We start from the raw sequence: 20,406 nt of genomic DNA on the forward strand, positions 1-20,406 counted from the left end.
CGCTCGGGTGACCCGCGGCACGAGTCCCCGGCAGGGGCGCCCCGGGAGGGACTGCCGACAACGCGCGCTGTTCTGAGTCGAAGTCTGCGCCCCCCACACTCCCTCACGCTGCTCCGTTCGGGGTAATTACAGGACTTTGCCCTGGTGTGCCTTTTCGCAGCGTGAGTTCATCAATGGTATTGGCCGCTGTCACCCGTGCCTCGGTTCAGCTGGGGCGCCGTCCGAAGACGTGTTCTTGCCATCGCTCCCAACTCCGGTCGCGAGTAGGGGACGTTGGGCCTGAATCACGGAGACGCGCAGCACTGTCTCGGGGTGATGAGGAAACGGCGGGCATTACGAAAGGGGCACACCGTGGCATCACCCACCATCACCCAGGTGATCTCTTCGCCCACCTCGTCGGTTTTCGGGCAGGAGGTTGTTTTCACTGCCACAGTTATCTCGGTGGTTCCGGGTCAGGGTGTCCCGACGGGGACGGTCACCTTTGTGATCTACGGAAGCGGGGGCGGTAGTTACACGGTGCCTCTGGATGCGAGTGGGAAGGCGACCGTCACCTCGGCGTCTCTCGGTACGGCCACGCATGCGGTCACTGCGACCTATAACGGCTCTGGTCAGTTCTCGCGTTCGAGTGGTTCGTTCCGTCACGCGGTCACCAGGGCCGCCACGAGTACTGAGGTTTCGTCGTCGCCCGATCCGTCGCAGGAGGGGGCGACGGTGACCTTCACGGCGACGGTGGCTGCGGTGGCTCCGGGTGCCGGGACGCCTTCCGGCGTCGTCCAGTTCATCATCGATGCGCTTCCTCGCAGGTGGGTGCAGCTGGATGCGAGTGGTGTCGCCGAGGTCACGGTGCAAGGGCTCGGGGCGGGTTCGCAGTCGGTGGTCGCGATCTACATGGGTAATGCCGACTTCCTGGCGTCCACTGCCAGTGGCACTCATACGGTGACGCCGACGCTGAAGGCGACGACCACCTCGGTGACGTCGGTCCCCGATCCGTCGGTGTTCGGGCAGTCGGTCACGCTGAGCGCCACTGTGACTCCTGTACCGCCGGCTTCGGGCACCCCCACCGGCACGGTCACCTTCACCGTCGACGGTCCCGGGGGCGGCACGTTCACCGCCCCGCTCAACGCGTCCGGCGTCGCCGGCGTCAGCGTCGGCACGCTTGCCACCGGAGACCATGGCATCACCGCCACCTACAGCGGCGACGCGGCCTTCGCCTCCTCCACGGGCACCGACACCCACACCGTCCACCGGGCGGGGACCTCCACGACAGTCGACTCCTCGCCCGATCCGTCTTTGCCGGGCCAGGAAGTCACTTTCACCGCCACCGTCACAGCGGTTCCACCGGGCGCCGGAGTACCGACGGGCGACGTCGTCTTCACCATCGACAGCGGCCCCGTACTCACCGGCACGCTGGTGAACGGCGTGGCCACCGTCGTCACCAGCACACTCTCCGCGGGGCCGCACGCCGTCACCGCCGGCTACCAGGGGGGTGCCGACTTCGCACCGTCCACCGGCACCGGCACCCACACGGTCAACGGCGCTTCGACGACGACGACGGTCGTCTCCACCCCGGATCCCTCGGTCTTCGGCCAGCTGGTCACCTTCACCGCGGTGGTCTCTGCGGTGGCTCCGGCGACGGGAGTGCCGACAGGGTCGGTCACCTTCGACGTCGGCGGCGATCCGGTCACGGCGACCCTCGACTCCAACGGTGTGGCGCGCGTCACCAACAGTGCACTCCACGCGGGGAGTTACACCATCACCGCCACCTACGGCGGTGACAGCGACTTCAACGCGTCCACGGGGTCCGATACCCACACCGTCGACCGGGCGCCGACGAGCACTGTGGCCGCATCCGCTCCCGATCCGTCGGTTTTCGGGCAGGAAGTCACTTTCACCGCCACCGTCACGGCGCTGCCGCCCGGCGCCGGTACACCGACCGGTACCGTCACCTTCACCGAGAGCGGTGGCGGCACCGCCACCGTCCCGCTGGACGCGGGCGGCGTCGCCACCTTCACCACGGACGCCCTCACCGTGCAGACCTACAGCGGCACTGCCACCTACAACGGCGACGCAGACTTCGCCCCTTCCGCGGGCAGCGACACCCACGTCGTCACTCGCGCGGACACGACCACGGCCGTCACCTCCGCACCGGATCCGTCGGTGTCCGGTCAGGCCGTGAGTCTCACCGCGGCAGTCGCCCCCGTCGCACCGGGTGCGGGCACTCCGGCCGGCACGGTCAGCTTCACCGTCGACGGCACGACGCTCACCGGGACACTCGTCGACGGCCTCGCGACGGTCAGTCTCGCCACCCTGACGCCGGGCCCTCACATCGTTACGGCTACATACGGGGGCACAGACGATCCCCGCTTCAACGGCTCCACGGGCACTGACACCCATACGGTCGGCCAGGCGGCGACGACCACGACGGTCACCTCCACCCCGGAACCCTCGGTCTTCGGCCAGCCGATCACCTTCACCGCCACCGTTGCGCCGGTCTCACCGGGGGCCGGGACACCCACCGGCACCGTCACCTTCGCTCTCAGCGGTAGCGGAGGTACGGCGACCGTGCCGCTGGACGCCGACGGCACTGCTCAGCTCCCCCTCAACTTCCTTCCGGCCGAAGACTATTCGGTAACCGCAACCTACAACGGCGACACCGCCTTCACCGGCTCGTCCGGCAGCGGCACCCACACCGTCGACCCCGCAGCCACTACGACGATCGTGACGTCCTCCCCCGATCCGTCCGCCGTGGCACAGACCGTCACCGTCGCCGCCACGGTCTCATCGATTCCGCCCGGATCCGGCACACCCTCAGGCACCGTCACGTTCACCATCGACGGCAGTGGGGGAGGCACCTTCACCGGAACCCTCGACGCGTCCGGCACCGCTCAACTCACCATCGGCACACTCGGCTTGGGTGCCCACACCATCACCTGCGTCTACAACGGCGATGGCAATTTCGTCACCTCCGCCGCGACGGACTCCCACACGGTCGAGGTGGAGCCCTCGACCACGACCACGCTCACGTCCGGCCCCGATCCGTCGGTCTTCGGCCAGCCGGTCTCTTTCACCGCGACGGTTACCCCAGCACAGCCCGGGCCCGTTCCGACTGGGACCGTCACCTTCACCGTCGACGGAATTGGCGGAGGCACTTTCAGCCGGCCGCTGGACGCGTCCGGCACCGCGCAACTCACCCTCGACACCCTCAGTGTCACCACCCACTCCGCTACGGCGACCTACAGCGGCGACACCGAATACGATCCTTCCTCCGGCTCCGACACCCACACCGTCACCCCGGCGGCCACGACCACGACCGTCAACTCCAGCCCCGACCCGACGGTGTTCGGCCAGACCGCCACCTTCACCGCGACCGTGACTGCGGTACCGCCGGGTGCCGGGACCCCGGCCGGCACGGTCACGTTCATCGTCGACGGCACCACCACCCTCACCGGAACCCTCGACGCGACCGGCACCGCCACCGTCAGCACCAGCACGCTCCCGGCCGGCAGCCACACCGTCGAGGCCACCTACAACGGCGCGGGAGACCCCAGCTTCCACACCTCCACCGGTACCGGCACCCACCGTGTTCTCCCCGCGCAAACAACCACCTCTGTCACGTCCACCCCCGACCCCAGCGTCTTCGGGGAGCCGGTGACGTTCACCGCGGTCGTGGTCTCGGACGCCCCGGGTGCGGGAGTACCGACCGGCACCGTCACGTTCGTCTTCGACGGAGCCGGTGTCGTCACAGCACCGCTCGAAGCCGACGGAACAGCTACTGTGCCGGTCAACTCGTTTACGGTCGGCTCTCATTCGGCAACCGCCACCTACAACGGCGACGCGAACTTCGCCGGTTCGTCGGGCACGGACACCCACACCGTCAATCCGGCGGCGACCGTCACGACGCCCACGTCGGACCCCGATCCGACGGTGTTCGGTCAGACGGCCGTCTTCTCCGCCGTAGTCACCGCTGCCGCTCCTGGCGCGGGAACTCCGACCGGGACCGTCACCTTTGTCATCAGCGACGGACCCACGCTGGTGGGAAGTCTCGACGCGCACGGTGTCGCCTCGGTCAGCACCAGCGCTCTCCCCGCCGGCACCCACACCGTCACCGCCACCTACAACGGCGACAGCAGCCACTCCACGTCCCTGGCGACCGACACCCACATGGTCAACCGGTCGGCCACCACCACCGTGCTTGTTTCCACCCCCGATCCGTCCGTCTTCGGTCAGGAAGTCACCTTCACGGCCACCGTCGCACCCATCGCACCAGGAGCGGGAACCCCGACCGGCACCGTCACCATCTCCGGCAGTGAAGGCGACACCCTCGAAGTCACCCTGGATTCCGACGGCGTCGCCAGGGGCATCCTCCCCGACTTCCCCGCCGGGTCGTACGCCGCTACCGCCACCTACAGCGGGGACAGCAACTTCGCTCCCTCCACCGGCGCCGACACACACCTCATCAACCGTGCTTCGACCACCACGGTGCTTGTTTCCATCCCCGACCCGTCCGCCTTCGGACAGGAAGTCACCTTCACGGCCACCGTCTCACCCGTCGCGCCGGGAGCCGGCGTCCCCACCGGCACCGTAACCGTCACGGACAGTGGAGGTGCGTCGGTCACGCTGCCTCTCGACTCCGGCGGTGTCGCCAGCGGCATCCTCCCCGCGTTCCCGCCAGGGTCGTACGCCGCTACCGCCACCTACAGCGGGGACAGCAATTTCGCTCCCTCTACCGGCGCCGACACCCACATCATCGAACCCGCCGCCACGACCACCACCCTCAACTCCAGTCCCGATCCGACGGTGTTCGGTCAGACCGCCACCTTCACCGCAACCGTCACGCCTGTACCGCCGGGTGCGGGAACCCCGACCGGCACGGTCACGTTCACCGTCGACGGCACCACCACCCTCACCGGAACCCTCGACGGCACTGGCACCGCGACCGTCAGCACCAGCGCTCTCCCCGCCGGCACCCATACCGTCACCGCCACCTACAGCGGCGACATCGGCTACCTCACCTCAGACGGCAGCGACACCCACGTGGTCGATCCGGCGGATACCGTCACCGCCGTCATCTCCGGCCCGGATCCGTCGGTCTTCGGCGAACCCGTCACCATCACCGCGCTGGTCACGACCGTTCCCCCCGGAAACGGAACACCCACCGGCACCGTCACCTTCGCTCTCAGCGGCGGCGGCGGTACGACCACCGTCCCGCTGAGCCCCGACGGCAGCGCCCATGTCATCGTCAACTCCCTGCCGGCAGGCAGCTACTCGATCACCGCCACTTACAACGGCGACGCCAACTTCAGCACGTCCACCGGCACCGACTCGCAAACCGTCCAGGTCGCGACGACGACCGTTACGGTGACCTCCTCCCCCGACCCGTCCACGTTCGGTCAGCCCGTCACCATCAGCGCGACGGTCTCGCCCGTTGCCCCAGGAGTGGGGATCCCGACGGGCACCGTCACGTTCACCATCGACGGCAGTGGGGGAGGCACCTTCACCGAGAGCCTCGATGTCTCCGGCACCGCCCAACTGGCCGTCAGCACACTCGGCTTGGGCTCCCATACCATCACCGCCACCTACAACGGCGCTCCCGACTACGCCGTTGCGACCGGCACGGACTCCCACACGGTCGAGGTGGAGCCCTCGACCACGACAACGCTCACGTCCGGCCCCGATCCGTCCGTCTTCGGGCAGTTGGTCACTTTCACCGCGACGGTCACCCCGGCACAGCCCGGGCCCGTTCCGACCGGGACCGTCACGTTCACCGTCGCCGGAACCGGCGGAGGCACCTTCAGCCGGCCGCTGGACGTCTCCGGCACCGCGCAACTCACCCTCGACACCCTCAGTGTCACCACCCACTCCGCCACGGCCACCTACACCGGCGACACCGACTACGATCCTTCCTCCGGCTCCGACACCCACACGGTCGATGCGGCGGCCACGACCACCTCCGTGGCTTCGTCGCCCGACCCGACGGTGTTCGGCCAGACCGCCACCTTCACCGCGACCGTCACCCCGGTACCGCCGGGTGCGGGCATTCCGACCGGCATGGTCACCTTCACCGTCGACGGCGCCGGCGGAGGCACGTTCACCGAAACCCTCGACGCCACCGGCACCGCCTCGGTCAGCACCAGCACACTCCCCGCCGGCAGCCACACCGTCCAAGCCACCTACATCGGGGACAGCAACTTCGCCTCATCCACCGGCACCGACACCCACACCGTCGACGCCGCCTCGACCACCACCACCGTCAACTCCACGCCCGACCCATCGGTCTTTGGACAGGAAGTCACCTTCACGGCCGCGGTCGTCCCCGTCGGACCCGCAGCCGTCACACCCACGGGCACGGTCACCTTCACCATCGATGGCGGCAGCCCCGTCATCGTCGGGGTGGACACCGACGGCATCGCTCACCTCAGCCTCAACTCCCTCACGACGGGCGGCCATTCGGTGAGCGCCACCTACAACGGCGACACCAACTTCAGTACGTCCACCGGCACCGACACCCACACCGTCACGCAGGCCCCCACCCAGACCACCGTCGTCAGCACCCCGGACCCGACGGTATTCGGCCAGACCGTCGTCTTCGCCGCTGTGACTGCCCCGCTCTCACCGGGGGCCGGGACACCCACCGGCACCGTCACCTTTGCCATCAGTGGCGGCCCCACCCTGACGGCGACTCTCGACGCGTCCGGCATCGCGGTCGTCAGCCTCAGCACACTCCCCGCCGGCACCTACACGATCACCGCCACCTACAACGGCGACGCCAACTTCAGTACGTCCACCGGCACCGACACCCACACCGTCAACCCGGCGGCGACCACGACCGTGCTGGCCTCCACTCCCGACCCGTCCGTCTTCGGCGAAGAAGTCACCTTCACCGTGACGGTCACACCCATCGCCCCTGGAGCGGGCGTGCCCACCGGGACGGTCACCATCACCGACAACAGCGGTGCCTCGGAGACGCTGCCCCTCGACTCCCAGGGCGTCGCCACGGGCACCATTCCCGCGCTCGCGCCCGGAGCGTACGCGGCAACCGCCACCTACAGCGGTGACGCCAACCACCTTCCCTCCAGCGGCAGCGACACCCAGATCGTCAACCGTGCCTCGACCACGACGACCCTGACGTCCACGCCCGATCCCTCGGTGTTCGGGCAGCCGGTCACCTTCGCCGCCGTCGTGGCGCCCGTCGCGCCCGGGGCCGGAATCCCCACGGGCACCGTCACCTTCACCGAGAGCGGCGGCGGAACCATCACCGTCCCGCTGGACGCGAGCGGCGTCGCGGCCCTCACCTCGGGCGACCTTGCCGTGGGGACCTCCAGCGGAACCGCGGTCTACAACGGCGACGCCAATTTCGCCCCGTCCTCCGGCTCCGACACTCACACCGTCAACCCGGCGGATACGACCACCACCGTCAACTCCAGCCCCGATCCGACGGTGTTCGGTCAGACCGTCAGCTTCACCGCGACCGTGACCCCGGTACTGCCGGGTGCGGGGACCCCGGTCGGGACGGTCACGTTCACCGTCGACGGCACCACCACCCTCACCGGAACCCTCGACGGCACCGGCACCGCCACCGTCAGTACGAGCACACTCCCGGCCGGCAGCCACACCGTCGAGGCGACCTACAACGGCGCGGGAGACCCCAGCTTCCACACCTCCACCGGTACCGGCACCCACACCGTGAACCCGGCGGATACGACCACGACCGTCAACTCCGCGCCCGACCCGTCCGTCTTCGGGCAGCCAGTCACTTTCACGGCCACCGTGACGCCCATCGCACCAGGAGCGGGAACCCCGACCGGCACCGTCACCTTCGTACTCAGCGGGAGCGGGGGTACGACCACCGTGCCGCTGAACGCTGACGGCACCGCCCAGCTCCCCCTCAACTCCCTGCCGGCGGACATTTATTCGGTCACCGTCAGCTACAGCGGCGACTCCGACTACGCCCCCTCCACCGGCAGTGGCGCGCACACCGTCAACCGGGCATCGACGACGACTGCGGTCTCCGGCACTCCCGATCCGTCCGCACTCGGTGCGCCGGTTACCGTGAGCGCCACCGTCACCCCGGTCGCTCCGGGTGCGGGGGTCCCGACGGGCACCGTCACGTTCACCATCGACGGCAGTGGGGGAGGCACCTTCACCGGGACCCTCGACGCCGTCGGCACCGCTCAAGTCACCATCAGCACACTCGGCTTGGGTTCCCACACCATCACCGCCGCCTACGACGGCGACACCGACTACCTCTCCTCGACCGGAACGGACACCCACACGGTCGAACTGGAGCCCTCGACCACGACCACGCTCACGTCCGGCCCCGATCCGTCGGTCTTCGGGCAACCGGTCTCTTTCACCGCGACGGTTACCCCAGCACAGCCCGGGCCCGTTCCGACTGGGACCGTCACCTTCACCGTCGACGGAATTGGCGGAGGCACTTTCAGCCGGCCGCTGGACGCCTCCGGCACCGCGCAACTCACCCTCGACACCCTCAGTGTCACCACCCACTCCGCTACGGCGACCTACAGCGGCGACACCGAATACGATCCTTCCTCCGGCTCCGACACCCACACCGTCAACCCGGCGGCCACGACCACGACCGTCAACTCCAGCCCCGACCCGACGGTGTTCGGTCAGGCCGCCACCTTCACCGCGACGGTGACTGCGGTACCGCCGGGTGCGGGGACCCCGGTCGGCACGGTCACGTTCACCGTCGACGGCACCACCACCATCACCGGAACCCTCGACGGCACCGGCACGGCCACCGTAAGTACGAGCACACTGCCGGCCGGCAGCCACACGATCGAGGCGACCTACAACGGCGCGGGCGATCCCAGCTTCAACACCTCCACCGGCGCCGACACGCACACCGTCACCCCGGCGGCCACGACCACGACCGTCAACTCCAGCCCGGATCCGACGGTGTTCGGTCAGGCCGCCACCATCACCGCGACCGTCGCGTCTGTACCGCCGGGTGCGGGAACTCCGACCGGCACCGTCACCTTCACCATCGACGGCGGCGGCACCACCACCGTGCCCGTGGAAACGGACGGCACGGCCCGGCTCACCCTCAACTCCCTGCCGACGGGCGGCCATTCGGTGAGCGCCACCTATAACGGCGACGCCAACTTCAGTACGTCCACCGGCACCGACGCCCACACCGTCAATCAGGCGGCGACCACTACCACCGTCACCTCCGCCCCCGCCCCGTCCACCTTCGGCCAGACCGTCACCTTCACCGCGACCGTCACAGCCGTAGCCCCGGGAGCCGGGACACCCACCGGAACCGTCACCTTCAGCATCACCGGCGGCCCCACCCTCACGGGGGCACTCGACGGGATGGGCGTCGCCACGGTCGGCACCGGCGCACTTCCCGTCGGCAACTACACGGCCACAGCGACCTACGCGGGTGACGGCAACTTCACCGGTTCGACCGGCACCGGCACCGGCACCGTCAACCGGGCGGCGACCACCACCGCCGTCACCTCTGCTCCCGACCCGTCCACCTTCGGCCAGACTGTGACAGTCACTGCCACGGTCGCCTCGAACCTGCCGGAAGCAGGCACCCCGACGGGCACGGTGACATTCCTGTTCGACGGCACAACGCCGGTCACAGCACTCCTCGTCAACGGCGTCGCCACAACCACCACCACCGGTCTGGGCACCGGCCCGCACACGATCACGGCAAACTACGGCGGAGGAGCCGACTTCGCCCCGTCCAACGGCACGGACATCCACACCGTCAACCGCGGTTCGACGACCACCACCGTCGTCTCGTCACCCGACCCTTCTCTTCCCGGTCGAGTCGTCACCTTCACCGCCACCGTGTCGCCCACGCCTCCCGCAACGGGAATCCCGACCGGGACCGTCACCTTCACCATCGGAGGCAGCGGCGGAGCCACGCTCACGGCGGCACTGGTCAACGGTGTCGCCACGGTCACCGACAAGGGACTCTCCGTCGGGACGCATGCCATCTCCGCCACCTACGGCGGCAACCCCGAACTCGCCCCGTCGACCGGCACCGACACCCACACCGTGAGCCCATGAGCGAACAACTCCGCCGGAGTCGGGTGTCCAGCAGGCTGCGAGCGACCGATCGCAGGGGCCGCCCAGCCACAGTGGTCCCGCCGACCGGACCGAGGACGCCAGTTCGACTGGGCGGCCTTCACGCGGGGGCTCGCCCGGCTCCTGGAGGCCTTCCCGCCGCGCTGGCAGGAACGCGGGCGCCGACGGCCGGTCACACGTGACCCGCACCCGCCGGGGCTGCTGCCTGTACTACACGGTCCGGACGGCCGGGGAAGCGTGCCTGACGTGCCCCCGCAGCTGCGACGCGGAACGCCTACGCCGGCTGGAGCGCTGAGACGGGAACTCTCACCCCCTCCGTCCGTCCTGGCAGCCCGCAACGGGGCAACGTGCCTTCGGGGTGGCACGACCGTCTCCGGCAACGGCGAGCGGTGGCCCCCAGCGACGCACTCCGGGCGCCCCGCAGTTCGCTCGTCACGGGGGTCGTGACTCGGCGCGAGCCGCCAACTTCACCTCTCTGCCGACCAGTTGCGACGCGTGCGTTCGGTGGTGGCCGATCGGGGTCATGCCGAGAGCGAAGCCAACGGTGGAGGGGCAGGGGCGGTTGCGGGGTTGGCGGACGTGCCGGGTGGCATCCCCTCGAGGAGATGACTTACGCTGCCAGGCACTTAGGTTTGCCTTACCTCACTGTACTCCCATTTGGACGCGAGGAAACCCTGCCATGTCCGTCGTTTCGAGGACGCAGCACGAGTCCGCCGGACCGGCCGCGGCCGACCGGACCAGCGGACCCCGTGCCGCCGTGGTCGTACGGCGCTCGGCGCTCACCGCGGCGGGGATGGTGGCTCTGGCGGTGGCCGCGCTGCTGAGCCTCGCGGTTGGGGCGCGCGCCGTTCCACCGGCACAGGTGTGGGAGGTGCTGATGCACGGGGGACACAGTGATGCCGCGGAAGTGGTGCGGGAGATGCGGCTGCCCCGCACTCTCATCGGGCTGATGACCGGCGCCGCGCTGGGGCTCGCGGGCGTGGTGATGCAGGGCCTTACCCGCAATCCGATCGCGGAGCCCGGCGTGCTCGGGATCGGCCAGGGGGCCGCGGTGGGGGTGCTGTTCGCGATCGCCTTCGCGGGGGTGCACACGCTGGCCGGCTACGTCTGGTTCGCCTTCGTGGGGGCCGGGCTCTCCGGGGTCGCCGTATACGCCATCGCGGCGCGCGGGCGGGGCGGAGCCACCCCGGTGAAGCTGGCGCTCGCCGGGGCGGCCGTCAACGCGCTGTTGGTGTCGGTGATTTCGGCGGTGCTCACCACCCGGGGCGGGGCGCTGGACGAGTTCCGCTTCTGGCAGGTGGGCTCGCTGACCGGACGTGGCGGCGACGTGGCGGCGCAGGTGTGGCCGTTCCTGCTGGTGGGCCTTGCCCTGGTCCTCGCCGTGGCGCGAGGGCTGGACGCGCTCGCCCTGGGGGAGGACATGGCGAAAGGCCTCGGCCAGAGCGTGGCCACGGTCCGGGTGGTCGGGGGTCTCGGTGCGACGGTGCTGACCGGTGTCGGGGTGGCGGCCGCGGGCCCGATTGCCTTTGTGGGGCTGGCCGTTCCGCACATCGCCCGCGCCCTGGTGGGCTCCGGCCATCGGTGGCTGCTGCCCATGGCGGGACTGCTGGGGCCGGTGATGCTGCTGGCGGCCGATGTGGTGGGCCGGGTGCTCTTCCCGCCGGGCGAGGTCCCGGCGGGCGTGCTGACGGCCCTGCTGGGCGTGCCCTTCCTTGTGGCCCTGGTGCGCCGGAAGCGGGTGGCGGCATGACGGTCCGGCACGGAGTGATCCCCGCGGGGTATGCGGTGCTTCGGCGGCGCGGTGTCTCCGTACTCGTGCACCGGCGGAGCGCGGTGGTGGCCGTGGTGCTCGCGCTGGCGCTGTGCGCCGCCGTGGTGGGGAACCTGACGGTGGGCGAGCTCCAGGTGCCGCCGGTCGAGGTGGTCAAGGTCCTCCTCGGGCTGCCCTCCCCCGACCAGCTCGTAGTGGGCACGCTGCGCATGCCACGGCTGGTGGTGGGCCTGCTGGTGGGTGCGGCGCTCGGGACAGCGGGGGCGCTGATTCAGACGGTGGCCCGCAATCCGCTGGCGAGCCCCGAGATCATCGGGGTCTCGCATGGCGCCGCGGCGCTGACCGTGGGGGCGATGGTCTTCGGAGTGACCTCGCCCACCGTGCTGCCGGCGCTCTCGGTGGCGGGCGGCCTGCTGGCGGCGGCCCTGGTCTATGTCTTCGCCTGGCGCGGGGGGCTGCACGCGGGGCGGTTCGTGCTGATCGGGATCGGCTTCTCCGTCGCCCTCGCTTCGCTGACCCGGCTCTTCCTCACCAAGGGCGACTTCCTCGTGGCGCAGCAGGCCCAGGTGTGGCTCACCGGCTCGCTCATCGGGCGGGGCTGGGACCAGGCAGGACCGCTCGCCCTTGTGCTTGCGGTCCTGCTGCCGCTGGTGCTGTGGGCCGCGCGCGCCCAGCGCGATGTCACCTTCGACGACGACACGGCCACCGCGCTCGGCGTCCGACTGGGCGGCACCCGGCTGGGGTTGGTGCTCACCGGAGTGGTGCTCGCCTCGGTCGCCACCGGTGCCGCGGGCCCGGTGGACTTCGTGGCGCTGCTGGCCCCGCAGGTCGCCCGCCGTCTCACCCGCGGCGCCCAGATTCCACCGCTGTGCTCGGCCCTGCTCGGCGCCTTCATCGTCACGGTCGCCGACCTGCTTGCCCGCACCCTGTTCGCGCCCACCGAGCTGCCGGTGGGGGTACTGACGGCGGCGGTCGGCGCTCCGTATCTGATCCGCCTGATCGTAGGAAGCAGCGGCGGGGGCGCAACCGGTGGCCGTGGCGCCCGCCGTGTGCGCAAGGCCGTCGTCAACACCGGTACTGGAGCGTCCGCATGAGCATTCCCGGCAGCCCTCGTCAGCCCCGCACGCGCCGTACCCGCCTGGCGGCGCGCGAGCTGACCCTCGCCTATGAGGAGCGCACGGTCGTCGAGGGCCTCGACCTGGAGGTGCCAGACGGCGAGGTCACCGTTGTCGTCGGGCCCAACGCCTGTGGAAAGTCGACCACTTTGCGGGCCCTGGGCCGACTGCTGAGACCGCGCAGCGGGGCGGTGCTCCTGGACGGCCAGGAGCTGTCCCGTCTGCCGACCCGGCGGATCGCCCAGTCCATCGGCTTGCTCCCGCAGTCCCCCGTGGCCCCCGAGGCGATCACCGTCGCCGATCTCGTATCCCGCGGGCGCCAGCCGCATCAGCGCTGGTGGCAGCAGTGGTCCGAGGAGGACGAGCGGGCGGTCACCGAGGCGATGGAGCGCACCAGCACGGCCGGACTCGCGAACCGCCCGGTGGACGAGCTGTCGGGCGGACAGCGGCAGCGGGTGTGGATCGCCATGGCCCTGGCGCAGGAGACCGAACTGCTGTTGCTGGACGAGCCGACCACGTACCTGGACATCGCGCACCAGGTGGAAGTGCTCGACCTCGTACGCCAGTTGACTGCGTTCTCTCACAAAGGTGATCGCGGCCGCACCGTGGTGATGGTGCTGCACGACCTGAACCAGGCCGCCCGGTACGCCGATCACCTGGTGGCCATGGTGTCCGGCCGGATCACCGCACAGGGCCGGCCCGACGAGGTGGTCGACGCGGACCTGGTCCGCGAGGTCTTCGGCCTGGAGTCGGTGATCGTCCCCGATCCGGTGACCGGCTCCCCCCTGGTCGTGCCCGGCGCCCCGTGGCACCCGGCCTCCACAGACCCACCCCCCACTACTTCTGCTCCCGTACCGTCCCGAAAGGCGAACACGTGACACTCTCCTGCCGCAGTCGCACAGCGACCCTCACCGCGCTGGTCGCTTCCGCCGCGCTCTCCCTCACCGCCTGCGGCGGCGGGGGCGACAAGGGCCAGGCAGAGAAGGACAGCAAGGGTGGCAACGACACCCGCCGGGTCAAGACCTTCAAGGGCACGGTGTCCGTACCGAAGAAGCCCGAGCGAGTGGTGGTGCTGGACACCGGGGAGCTGGACTCCGCGATCACCCTCGGGGTCAAGCCGGTGGGCGCGACCAAGGCCGACGTCAGCAAGGCCCTGCCCGGCTACTTCCCCAAGGACAAGGTCGAGGGCATCCAGAACGTGGGCAACATCGGTGCCCCCAACCTCGAGAAGATCGCCTCGCTGAAGCCTGACCTGATCCTCACCAGCGCGATGCGCGACGCCAAGAACTACCAGCAGCTCAAGGCCATCGCGCCCACTGTGATGACCGAGGCCACCGGCTACCCCTGGAAGGAGAACTTCCAGGTGCACGCCGAGGCGCTCGGCAAGAAGGCCGAGGGCGAGAAGACCGTCGCGGACTACGACAAGCACGCCGCTGAGGTCACCAAGGCGCTCGGGGGCAAGGACAGGGCCAAGTCCATCGACACCAATGTGGTCCGCTTCATGGAGGGCGCCGACGCCCGCCTATACGGCGACAAGAGCTACATCGGCACGGTGCTCAAGGACGTCGGCCTGGGCCGCCCGGAGGTGGTGAAGAAGGCAAAGGAGTCCAATGGCCTCTTCCTCGGCGTCAGCCCCGAGAAGATCGACCAGGCGGATGCGGGCGCGCTCTTCCACTCCTCCTACGGTGACCCGGCCAAGTCCGGCTACAAGAAGGCGGCCAAGAGCGGCCTGTGGAAGAACCTCGATGCCGTGAAGGACAAGAAGGAGTTCGCCGTCAACGACGACCGCTGGTTCCTCGGCATCGGCTACACCTCCGCCAACCAGATCCTCGACGACATCGAGAAGAACCTCGCCGACTAGGCGTGTTGATCGGGTAGCCGGGGCTCAGGGGCTGGGCCCCGGACCCCTCAACTTGTGCTTTGACCTCGCACGTCACCGGCTCGCTGAGATCTTCCGCTTCCACGGCGGTGGCGCTACCGCTCTCCACGCCCTCTGCGGTGACACCGCAGGCTTGGTGAAGATCTCAGTTGACTGCTTGCTGAAGCATAGTCACACCTGGCCCACCGGTAGGGCGAACGTTTGCTCTGACCTGCGAAACGGTGCAGAGCGTAACTGGTGCCTCCGGCAGGGCACCGCACAGAAGGGTGACGGCTCTGAACTGCGGGCCCTTGTCGGGCGGTTGGTTATCAAGGGCAGCTTCGATCCTGTCAGTGGCATGCGTTGAGGAGGGGAACTCTCCGCAGCGCGCACGCCACCTTCAAAGACCATGGACTTCCTCGCCGACGGCGGGACGCAGCACCACCTCCCGCCTGCAACAAGGGGTTGACGGGGTCCGGGCCGGGGCTTTTACTGCTGTCGAATGGCAAGTCGTATACGAATAGGGATTCAATGCCTGTCGCAGTGCCCGGCGGCCACGAGGTTTCCGTCAACGATTGGCGCATGGTGGTTGCAGGCCAACCTCATGCCGGTACGCAGGCCGACATCACTGAATCTCCGTCCTCGGCGTCCCTCACTACACCGGGACCGCCTCCGGGATGCGGCGCGAAACCGGCCTTGCCGCAGTGGGCGATCCCGGCGTCGTCGCCCTCAGCCACGGCGCGGCCCGGCTCTGTGCACGCCTCACGGCCTGCGCGGCGCCGTGACCGGGTCACGTGTCGGAGCCCCCGAGAGTCGATTGCGAGCCGGTCGTCGGCGGACGGCCGGGGGCCGGCCCGTACAGCCCATCCTGTTCAACAACGAAATTTGAGGTCCTCCATATGACAGAGCAGCGCTACGCGGGGAAGACGGTGGTCGTCACCGGCGCGGCCCGCGGCATCGGACGCGGTATCGCAGTGCGCTTCGCTGGTGAAGGCGCCCGCGTCGTCCTCGCGGACATGGACGAGGCTGTGCACGAAGTCGCCGAACACCTCACCGCCGAGGGCCACTCCGCGCACGCCTGCCCCACCGATGTCAGCAGCCCCGACCAGGTGGCCGCGCTGTACAAGACGGCCGAGTCAGTCTTCGGCGGCGTCGATGTCTCGATACAGAACGCCGGTGTCATCACCATCAGCCGACTCGCCGACCTGAGCGAGCGGGACTGGGACCGTGTGTTGACGGTCAACACCAAGGGCGTCTTCCTGTGCGCACAGGCCGCCGCAGCCGTCATGCGCCGCCACAAGACCCCCGGGCGCATCCTCAATGCCGCCTCCGGGCAGTCCCGGCAGGGCTTCGTGTACACACCGCACTACGCCGCGTCCAAGTTCGGCGTCGTGGGCATCACCCAGAGCTTGGCCAAGGAACTCGCGCCCGAGGGCATCACCGTCAATGCCTATGCACCCGGCATCGTCGGCAGCGACATGTGGGACTACAACGACCGGGTCTGGGGCGAGTTGCTCGGCGACTACGAACCCGGTGAGCTGATGAAGGAGTGGGTGGCCGGTATCCCGGCTGGACGCGCCGGCACGCCCGACGACATCGCAAACGTCCTGCTCTTCCTCGCGAGCAAAGAGGCCGAGTACGTCACAGGTCAGACGATCAACATCGACGGCGGCATGTTCATGAGCTGAGGCACCGCTTACCTGCTCCCGACCACCTCTCGTAGAGGAAGCGACCCTCCGCGAGACCGTTTTCAGCCCCGGCCCCTCGCTCCCTGAAGGGTAGGCCAGCCCCCGTCAGTGGATCGGTGAGGCCATCGCCCTCGGATTCCCCGCCTCGGGCGCTGATGTGACGTGTCTCGACCTCAACGCTGTCCAGGAGACCGCGACCAGATCGCCACCGCGGGTGGATGCGCGCTGGCCGTAAGCTGCGCTGGCCGTAAGCGCCGACACCACCGATGCCGAGACGCTGACCACCGCCGGGATCAGACCCTCGACGCCTTCAGCCGTGCGGCGCCAGCCCCGCCGGCATCGCAGCATGTTTTGGACGAGACAGCGCGGCCTCGTCCCCTGCGCACGATCGGCGCCTGGACGGCCCCGTACGCCCAGAACACCCACGGTTTCAGCGTCTCGTCGAGAGCACAGGGGTGCTCTGCGGTATTCGGATTCAACCCATTGACATGCGGCGGAGGCGGCATCAGTATGACGCGAGCGTTACGATTCACTGCTGACTAGATATTCATCTACTGTGGTGCGGGCCTCCTCCGCTACTGCCTCAGTTCCAGCTCCGCCGGGAACCACCAGTCACTCCGGTCAGTGCCGCGAGGGCTATCGGCCCCGAGGGCTCGGCAATCAAGGACGTTTCCAGATGCTCAGTACAGACCCAGACGGTGCCGGACGGTTCCGGGCGCGGCGTCGGCGTATCGCCGACGAAGACCCCGCCGGCCACCTCAGCGATCTTCGGCACCTCTCCAGCGAGGTGCGCCGCAGCATCGTGGACATGATCGACCGGGCCCGGCTCGGCCACATCGGCGGCGACCTGTCGGTGACCGACATCCTGGTCACGCTGTTCGGGGGTGTCCTCGATGTGGATCCCGAGGACCCGCACAAGCCCGACCGTGACCGTTTCATCCTCAGCAAGGGGCACTGCGCGTCGGCCCTGTACGCGACGCTCGCTCACAGCGGCTTTTTCCCGGTTTCCGAGCTGTCCACCTTTATGGCCAAGCTGTCCCCGCTCAACGGCCACCCGAACCGGAAAGCGGTGCCGGGAGTCGAGACGAACACCGGACCGCTCGGGCACGGCTTCCCCGTCGGAGTCGGCTGTGCGCTGGCGGCCAAGCTGTCGGGCCGCTCGTACCGCACCTTCGTCGTTCTCGGGGACGGTGAGCTGCAGGAGGGCAGCAACTGGGAGGCGGCGATGACTGCCGCGCACTACCGCCTCGGTTCCCTCACGGTGATCGTCGACCGTAACCGCCTCCAGCAGGGGGCCCCTACCGAGGAGACCAAGGGGCTGGAGCCGCTCGCGGACAAGTGGGTCAGCTTCGGGTGGGAGACGCGCGACGTCGACGGACACGATCACGAGCAGCTGCTGACCGCGTTGCGTCCCTCCATGACCGGCCGACCGGTGGCCGTGCTGGCCCGCACCGTCAAAGGCAAGGGCGTGTCCTTCATCGAGGACCGCGTCGAGTGGCACCACAAGATCCCTGACGCCGTACAGGTTCGCGCCGCGCTGGAGGAACTCAGCCGATGACTGCCGAACTTGTGCCCGACAGCCCGCAGACCTACGACTGCCGCAAGGCCTTCGCCGATGAGCTGATCGCCATGGCCGCCGAGGACGAGCGGATTGTCGCCGTCTGCAACGACTCCGTCGGCTCCAGCAACCTCGTCCGTTTCCGGGAGCTCTACCCCGAGCGCCTCATCAACGTCGGGATCGCCGAGCAGGACCTCGTCGGCGTCGGTGCCGGACTGGCGATAGGCGGTTTGATCCCCTTCGTCAGCGCGGCGGGTCCGTTCCTCACAGGCCGGGCCACCGAACAGATCAAGACCGACGCCGCCTACAACGGCCTTCCCGTGGTGCTCTGCGGTCAGAGCCCCGGCATGGCCTATGGGGAACTGGGGCCCACCCACCATTCGATCGAGGACCTCTCGTGGATGCGGGCCATCGCCGAACTGACCGTCGTCGTGCCCGCGGACAATGCCCAAACCCGCGCCGCCATGCGCTGGGCGGCCGAGCAGCCCGGCCCCACCTACCTGCGCATACCGCGGTTCAAGGTCCCCTCCGTCACACCGGATTACGCACCCTTCGAGACCGGCCGCAGCATCGAACTCACCGAAGGTGACGACATCACGGTCATGGCCGTAGGGACCATGGTCTCCCGCGCCCTGGTCGCCGCCGAGACTCTGCGGGCCGAAGGCCTTGGCGTACGGGTGCTGAACATGACCTTCGTCGAGCCGCTGGACGTCGAGGCGGTCCTACGGGCGGCCCGGGAGACCCGGGGCATCGTTACGGCCGAGGAGGCGACCACGACGGGTGGGCTCGGCGCGGCGGTGGCCGGCGTCGTCGTACAGAACCATCCCGTCCCCATGCGAATCCTGGGCGTGCACCGGAGGTTCGCACCCACCGGAAGTGCCGCCTTCCTGCTGGAGCACTTCGGACTGAACGCAGACGGCATCGTGGCCGCAGTGCGCGAGCTGCTGTCCCAGACCCGGGGCGGAGCCCGTGAAAGCAGTTGAGCAGGTGAGCCCTGTGGTCGCCGGGTGCCCGTACGCGCAGGACGCCTCACGTGCCGCTGCGGATCTCAGTGCGCAGCGGGTCGCGTCCCCGCGCGCCAACCGGCGCACCGCAGACGACGCTCGTGGGCCCCCTGCGCGCCCGGCGCGACGAGCTCTCCGACGACCTGACACGAACGGGCGATGACCTGCCCCCAGCGACAGACATATGCACAACTCCCCATTAGTAGGTACTGATGAGCGTGACCAAAGACGCGGCGACGCCCGTTGACACAGAGATTCAGCCGGTGGCACGGCGCCTGCGAGCACCGTCCTGGGTGACGGGACTGCTCACCGGGTCGCGAGGCCCGGCGCTGGGCCTGCTCGGCATGTGCGTCGTCTTCTTCATCGCGACGCCGTACTTCCTCACCCAGAACAACCTGCTGAACATCGTCGACCAGACGGTGATCCTCGGTCTGCTCTCGCTCGGGATGACCGCTGTGATCGTGATGGGCGGCATCGACCTGTCGGTCGGTTCCGTGCTCGCCTTGGCAACCATGGTGCTCGGCTGGCTCTCCCACGATCAGGGATGGCCGATATGGCTCAGTGCGATTGTCGCGATCGGCGTCGCGGGGGCGTGCGGTCTGGCCAACGGTCTGGGCATCACCTTCACCAAACTGCCTCCCTTCATAGCCACCCTCGCGATGATGTCGATCGCCCGTGGTCTGGCCAACGTCATCACCGACGGTAAGCAGATCGTCGGTTACCCGGAGTGGTTCGGGAATCTGTCCACCGTGCGCTACCTCAGCATCTTCACCGTGACGACATTCGCGCTGGTGGTGCTGTACGTGGCGGGTTGGGCCTACATGCGCTATCGGGCCGGCGGACGCGCGCTGTATGCCATCGGCGGGAGCTCTGAGGTCGCGCGGCTCGCTGGCATCGGCGTGCGGAAGACGACGGTTCTCGTCTACACCGTCGCCGGTCTCCTGGCCGGCGTGGCCGGGGTCTTCCTTGCGATGCGGCTGGACTCCTCGCAGCCCAGCGCCGGATTGAACCTTGAACTCGACGCGATCGCCGCCGTGGTGATCGGTGGCGCGAGCCTGAAAGGCGGTGTCGGCTCCGTCACCGGAACCGTGTTCGGCGTCCTCATCATCGGAGTCCTGCGCAATGGGCTGAACCTGCTCGGCGTCTCCCCGTTCGTACAGCAGGTCGTCATCGGCGTGGTGATCGCGCTGGCGGTCATGCTCGACGTCCTGCGCCGACGCAAAGCCCAGTGACGGTGGGGCGGCGGCGTTCGGCGAAGCCACCGCCATTCCGGCAGTTCCCCCGTGAACGATCCCGTTCCTGACGGCCGTCCCCCTGCGGCTTCTCCACGACCCAACTCACTTCCCCAAC

At 69.0% G+C, this 20,406-nt stretch carries 9 protein-coding genes and 1 pseudogene; all 10 read left to right on the top strand.

What is annotated here, in order from left to right; translation table 11 throughout:
- Positions 1-315: 315 nt before the first annotated feature.
- The 10 genes and pseudogenes from EV375_RS29870 (at position 316) to EV375_RS22685 (ending at position 20,288) form a co-directional block, all read left to right on the top strand.
- The gene (locus tag EV375_RS29870) at positions 316-10,044 is read left to right on the top strand and encodes an Ig-like domain-containing protein (RefSeq protein WP_130301253.1); all 9,729 of its coding nucleotides are present in this window, start codon (positions 316-318) and stop codon (positions 10,042-10,044) included.
- 178 nt (positions 10,045-10,222) lie between these two features.
- A pseudogene (locus tag EV375_RS22645) lies at positions 10,223-10,357 on the top strand ((2Fe-2S)-binding protein); the annotation flags it as partial.
- Positions 10,358-10,855: 498 nt separating this feature from the next.
- Positions 10,856-11,812, top strand: a complete 957-nt coding sequence (locus tag EV375_RS22650; protein WP_130302049.1) for an iron ABC transporter permease — start codon at positions 10,856-10,858, stop codon at positions 11,810-11,812.
- Positions 11,809-12,927 (top strand): iron ABC transporter permease, encoded by a 1,119-nt coding sequence (locus tag EV375_RS22655; protein ID WP_130301254.1) that lies wholly within the window; start codon positions 11,809-11,811, stop codon positions 12,925-12,927. The genes EV375_RS22650 and EV375_RS22655 overlap by 4 nt, the downstream gene beginning before the upstream one ends.
- Positions 12,924-13,826 carry an ABC transporter ATP-binding protein gene (locus EV375_RS22660; RefSeq protein WP_130301255.1) on the top strand — a complete coding sequence of 301 codons (903 nt, stop codon included), beginning with the start codon at positions 12,924-12,926 and terminating at the stop codon, positions 13,824-13,826. Before EV375_RS22655 ends, EV375_RS22660 begins: the two co-directional genes overlap by 4 nt.
- Positions 13,823-14,809, top strand: a complete 987-nt coding sequence (locus EV375_RS22665; RefSeq protein ID WP_130301256.1) for an iron-siderophore ABC transporter substrate-binding protein — start codon at positions 13,823-13,825, stop codon at positions 14,807-14,809. The genes EV375_RS22660 and EV375_RS22665 overlap by 4 nt, the downstream gene beginning before the upstream one ends.
- 896 nt (positions 14,810-15,705) lie before the next feature.
- On the top strand, positions 15,706-16,494 hold the full coding sequence (locus EV375_RS22670; protein WP_130301257.1) for a glucose 1-dehydrogenase: 789 nt from the start codon (positions 15,706-15,708) through the stop codon (positions 16,492-16,494).
- 676 nt (positions 16,495-17,170) lie between these two features.
- Positions 17,171-18,052 (top strand): transketolase, encoded by an 882-nt coding sequence (locus tag EV375_RS22675; protein ID WP_130301258.1) that lies wholly within the window; start codon positions 17,171-17,173, stop codon positions 18,050-18,052.
- Positions 18,049-19,035 (top strand): transketolase C-terminal domain-containing protein, encoded by a 987-nt coding sequence (locus EV375_RS22680; RefSeq protein ID WP_130301259.1) that lies wholly within the window; start codon positions 18,049-18,051, stop codon positions 19,033-19,035. The genes EV375_RS22675 and EV375_RS22680 overlap by 4 nt, the downstream gene beginning before the upstream one ends.
- A 233-nt stretch (positions 19,036-19,268) precedes the next feature.
- Positions 19,269-20,288: an ABC transporter permease gene (locus tag EV375_RS22685; protein ID WP_130301260.1), complete on the top strand. Its 1,020-nt coding sequence runs from the start codon at positions 19,269-19,271 to the stop codon at positions 20,286-20,288.
- Positions 20,289-20,406: the final 118 nt, after the last annotated feature.

The sequence above is a fragment of the Streptomyces sp. CNZ301 genome (genome assembly GCF_004217425.1).

Coding starts and splice junctions, on each gene's coding strand:
- EV375_RS29870 (WP_130301253.1), top strand. CDS start 316: ATGAGGAAACGGCGGGCATTACGAAAGGGGCACACCGTGGCATCACCC.
- EV375_RS22650 (WP_130302049.1), top strand. CDS start 10,856: ATGGTGGCTCTGGCGGTGGCCGCGCTGCTGAGCCTCGCGGTTGGGGCG.
- EV375_RS22655 (WP_130301254.1), top strand. CDS start 11,809: ATGACGGTCCGGCACGGAGTGATCCCCGCGGGGTATGCGGTGCTTCGG.
- EV375_RS22660 (WP_130301255.1), top strand. CDS start 12,924: ATGAGCATTCCCGGCAGCCCTCGTCAGCCCCGCACGCGCCGTACCCGC.
- EV375_RS22670 (WP_130301257.1), top strand. CDS start 15,706: ATGACAGAGCAGCGCTACGCGGGGAAGACGGTGGTCGTCACCGGCGCG.
- EV375_RS22675 (WP_130301258.1), top strand. CDS start 17,171: ATGCTCAGTACAGACCCAGACGGTGCCGGACGGTTCCGGGCGCGGCGT.
- EV375_RS22680 (WP_130301259.1), top strand. CDS start 18,049: ATGACTGCCGAACTTGTGCCCGACAGCCCGCAGACCTACGACTGCCGC.
- EV375_RS22685 (WP_130301260.1), top strand. CDS start 19,269: ATGAGCGTGACCAAAGACGCGGCGACGCCCGTTGACACAGAGATTCAG.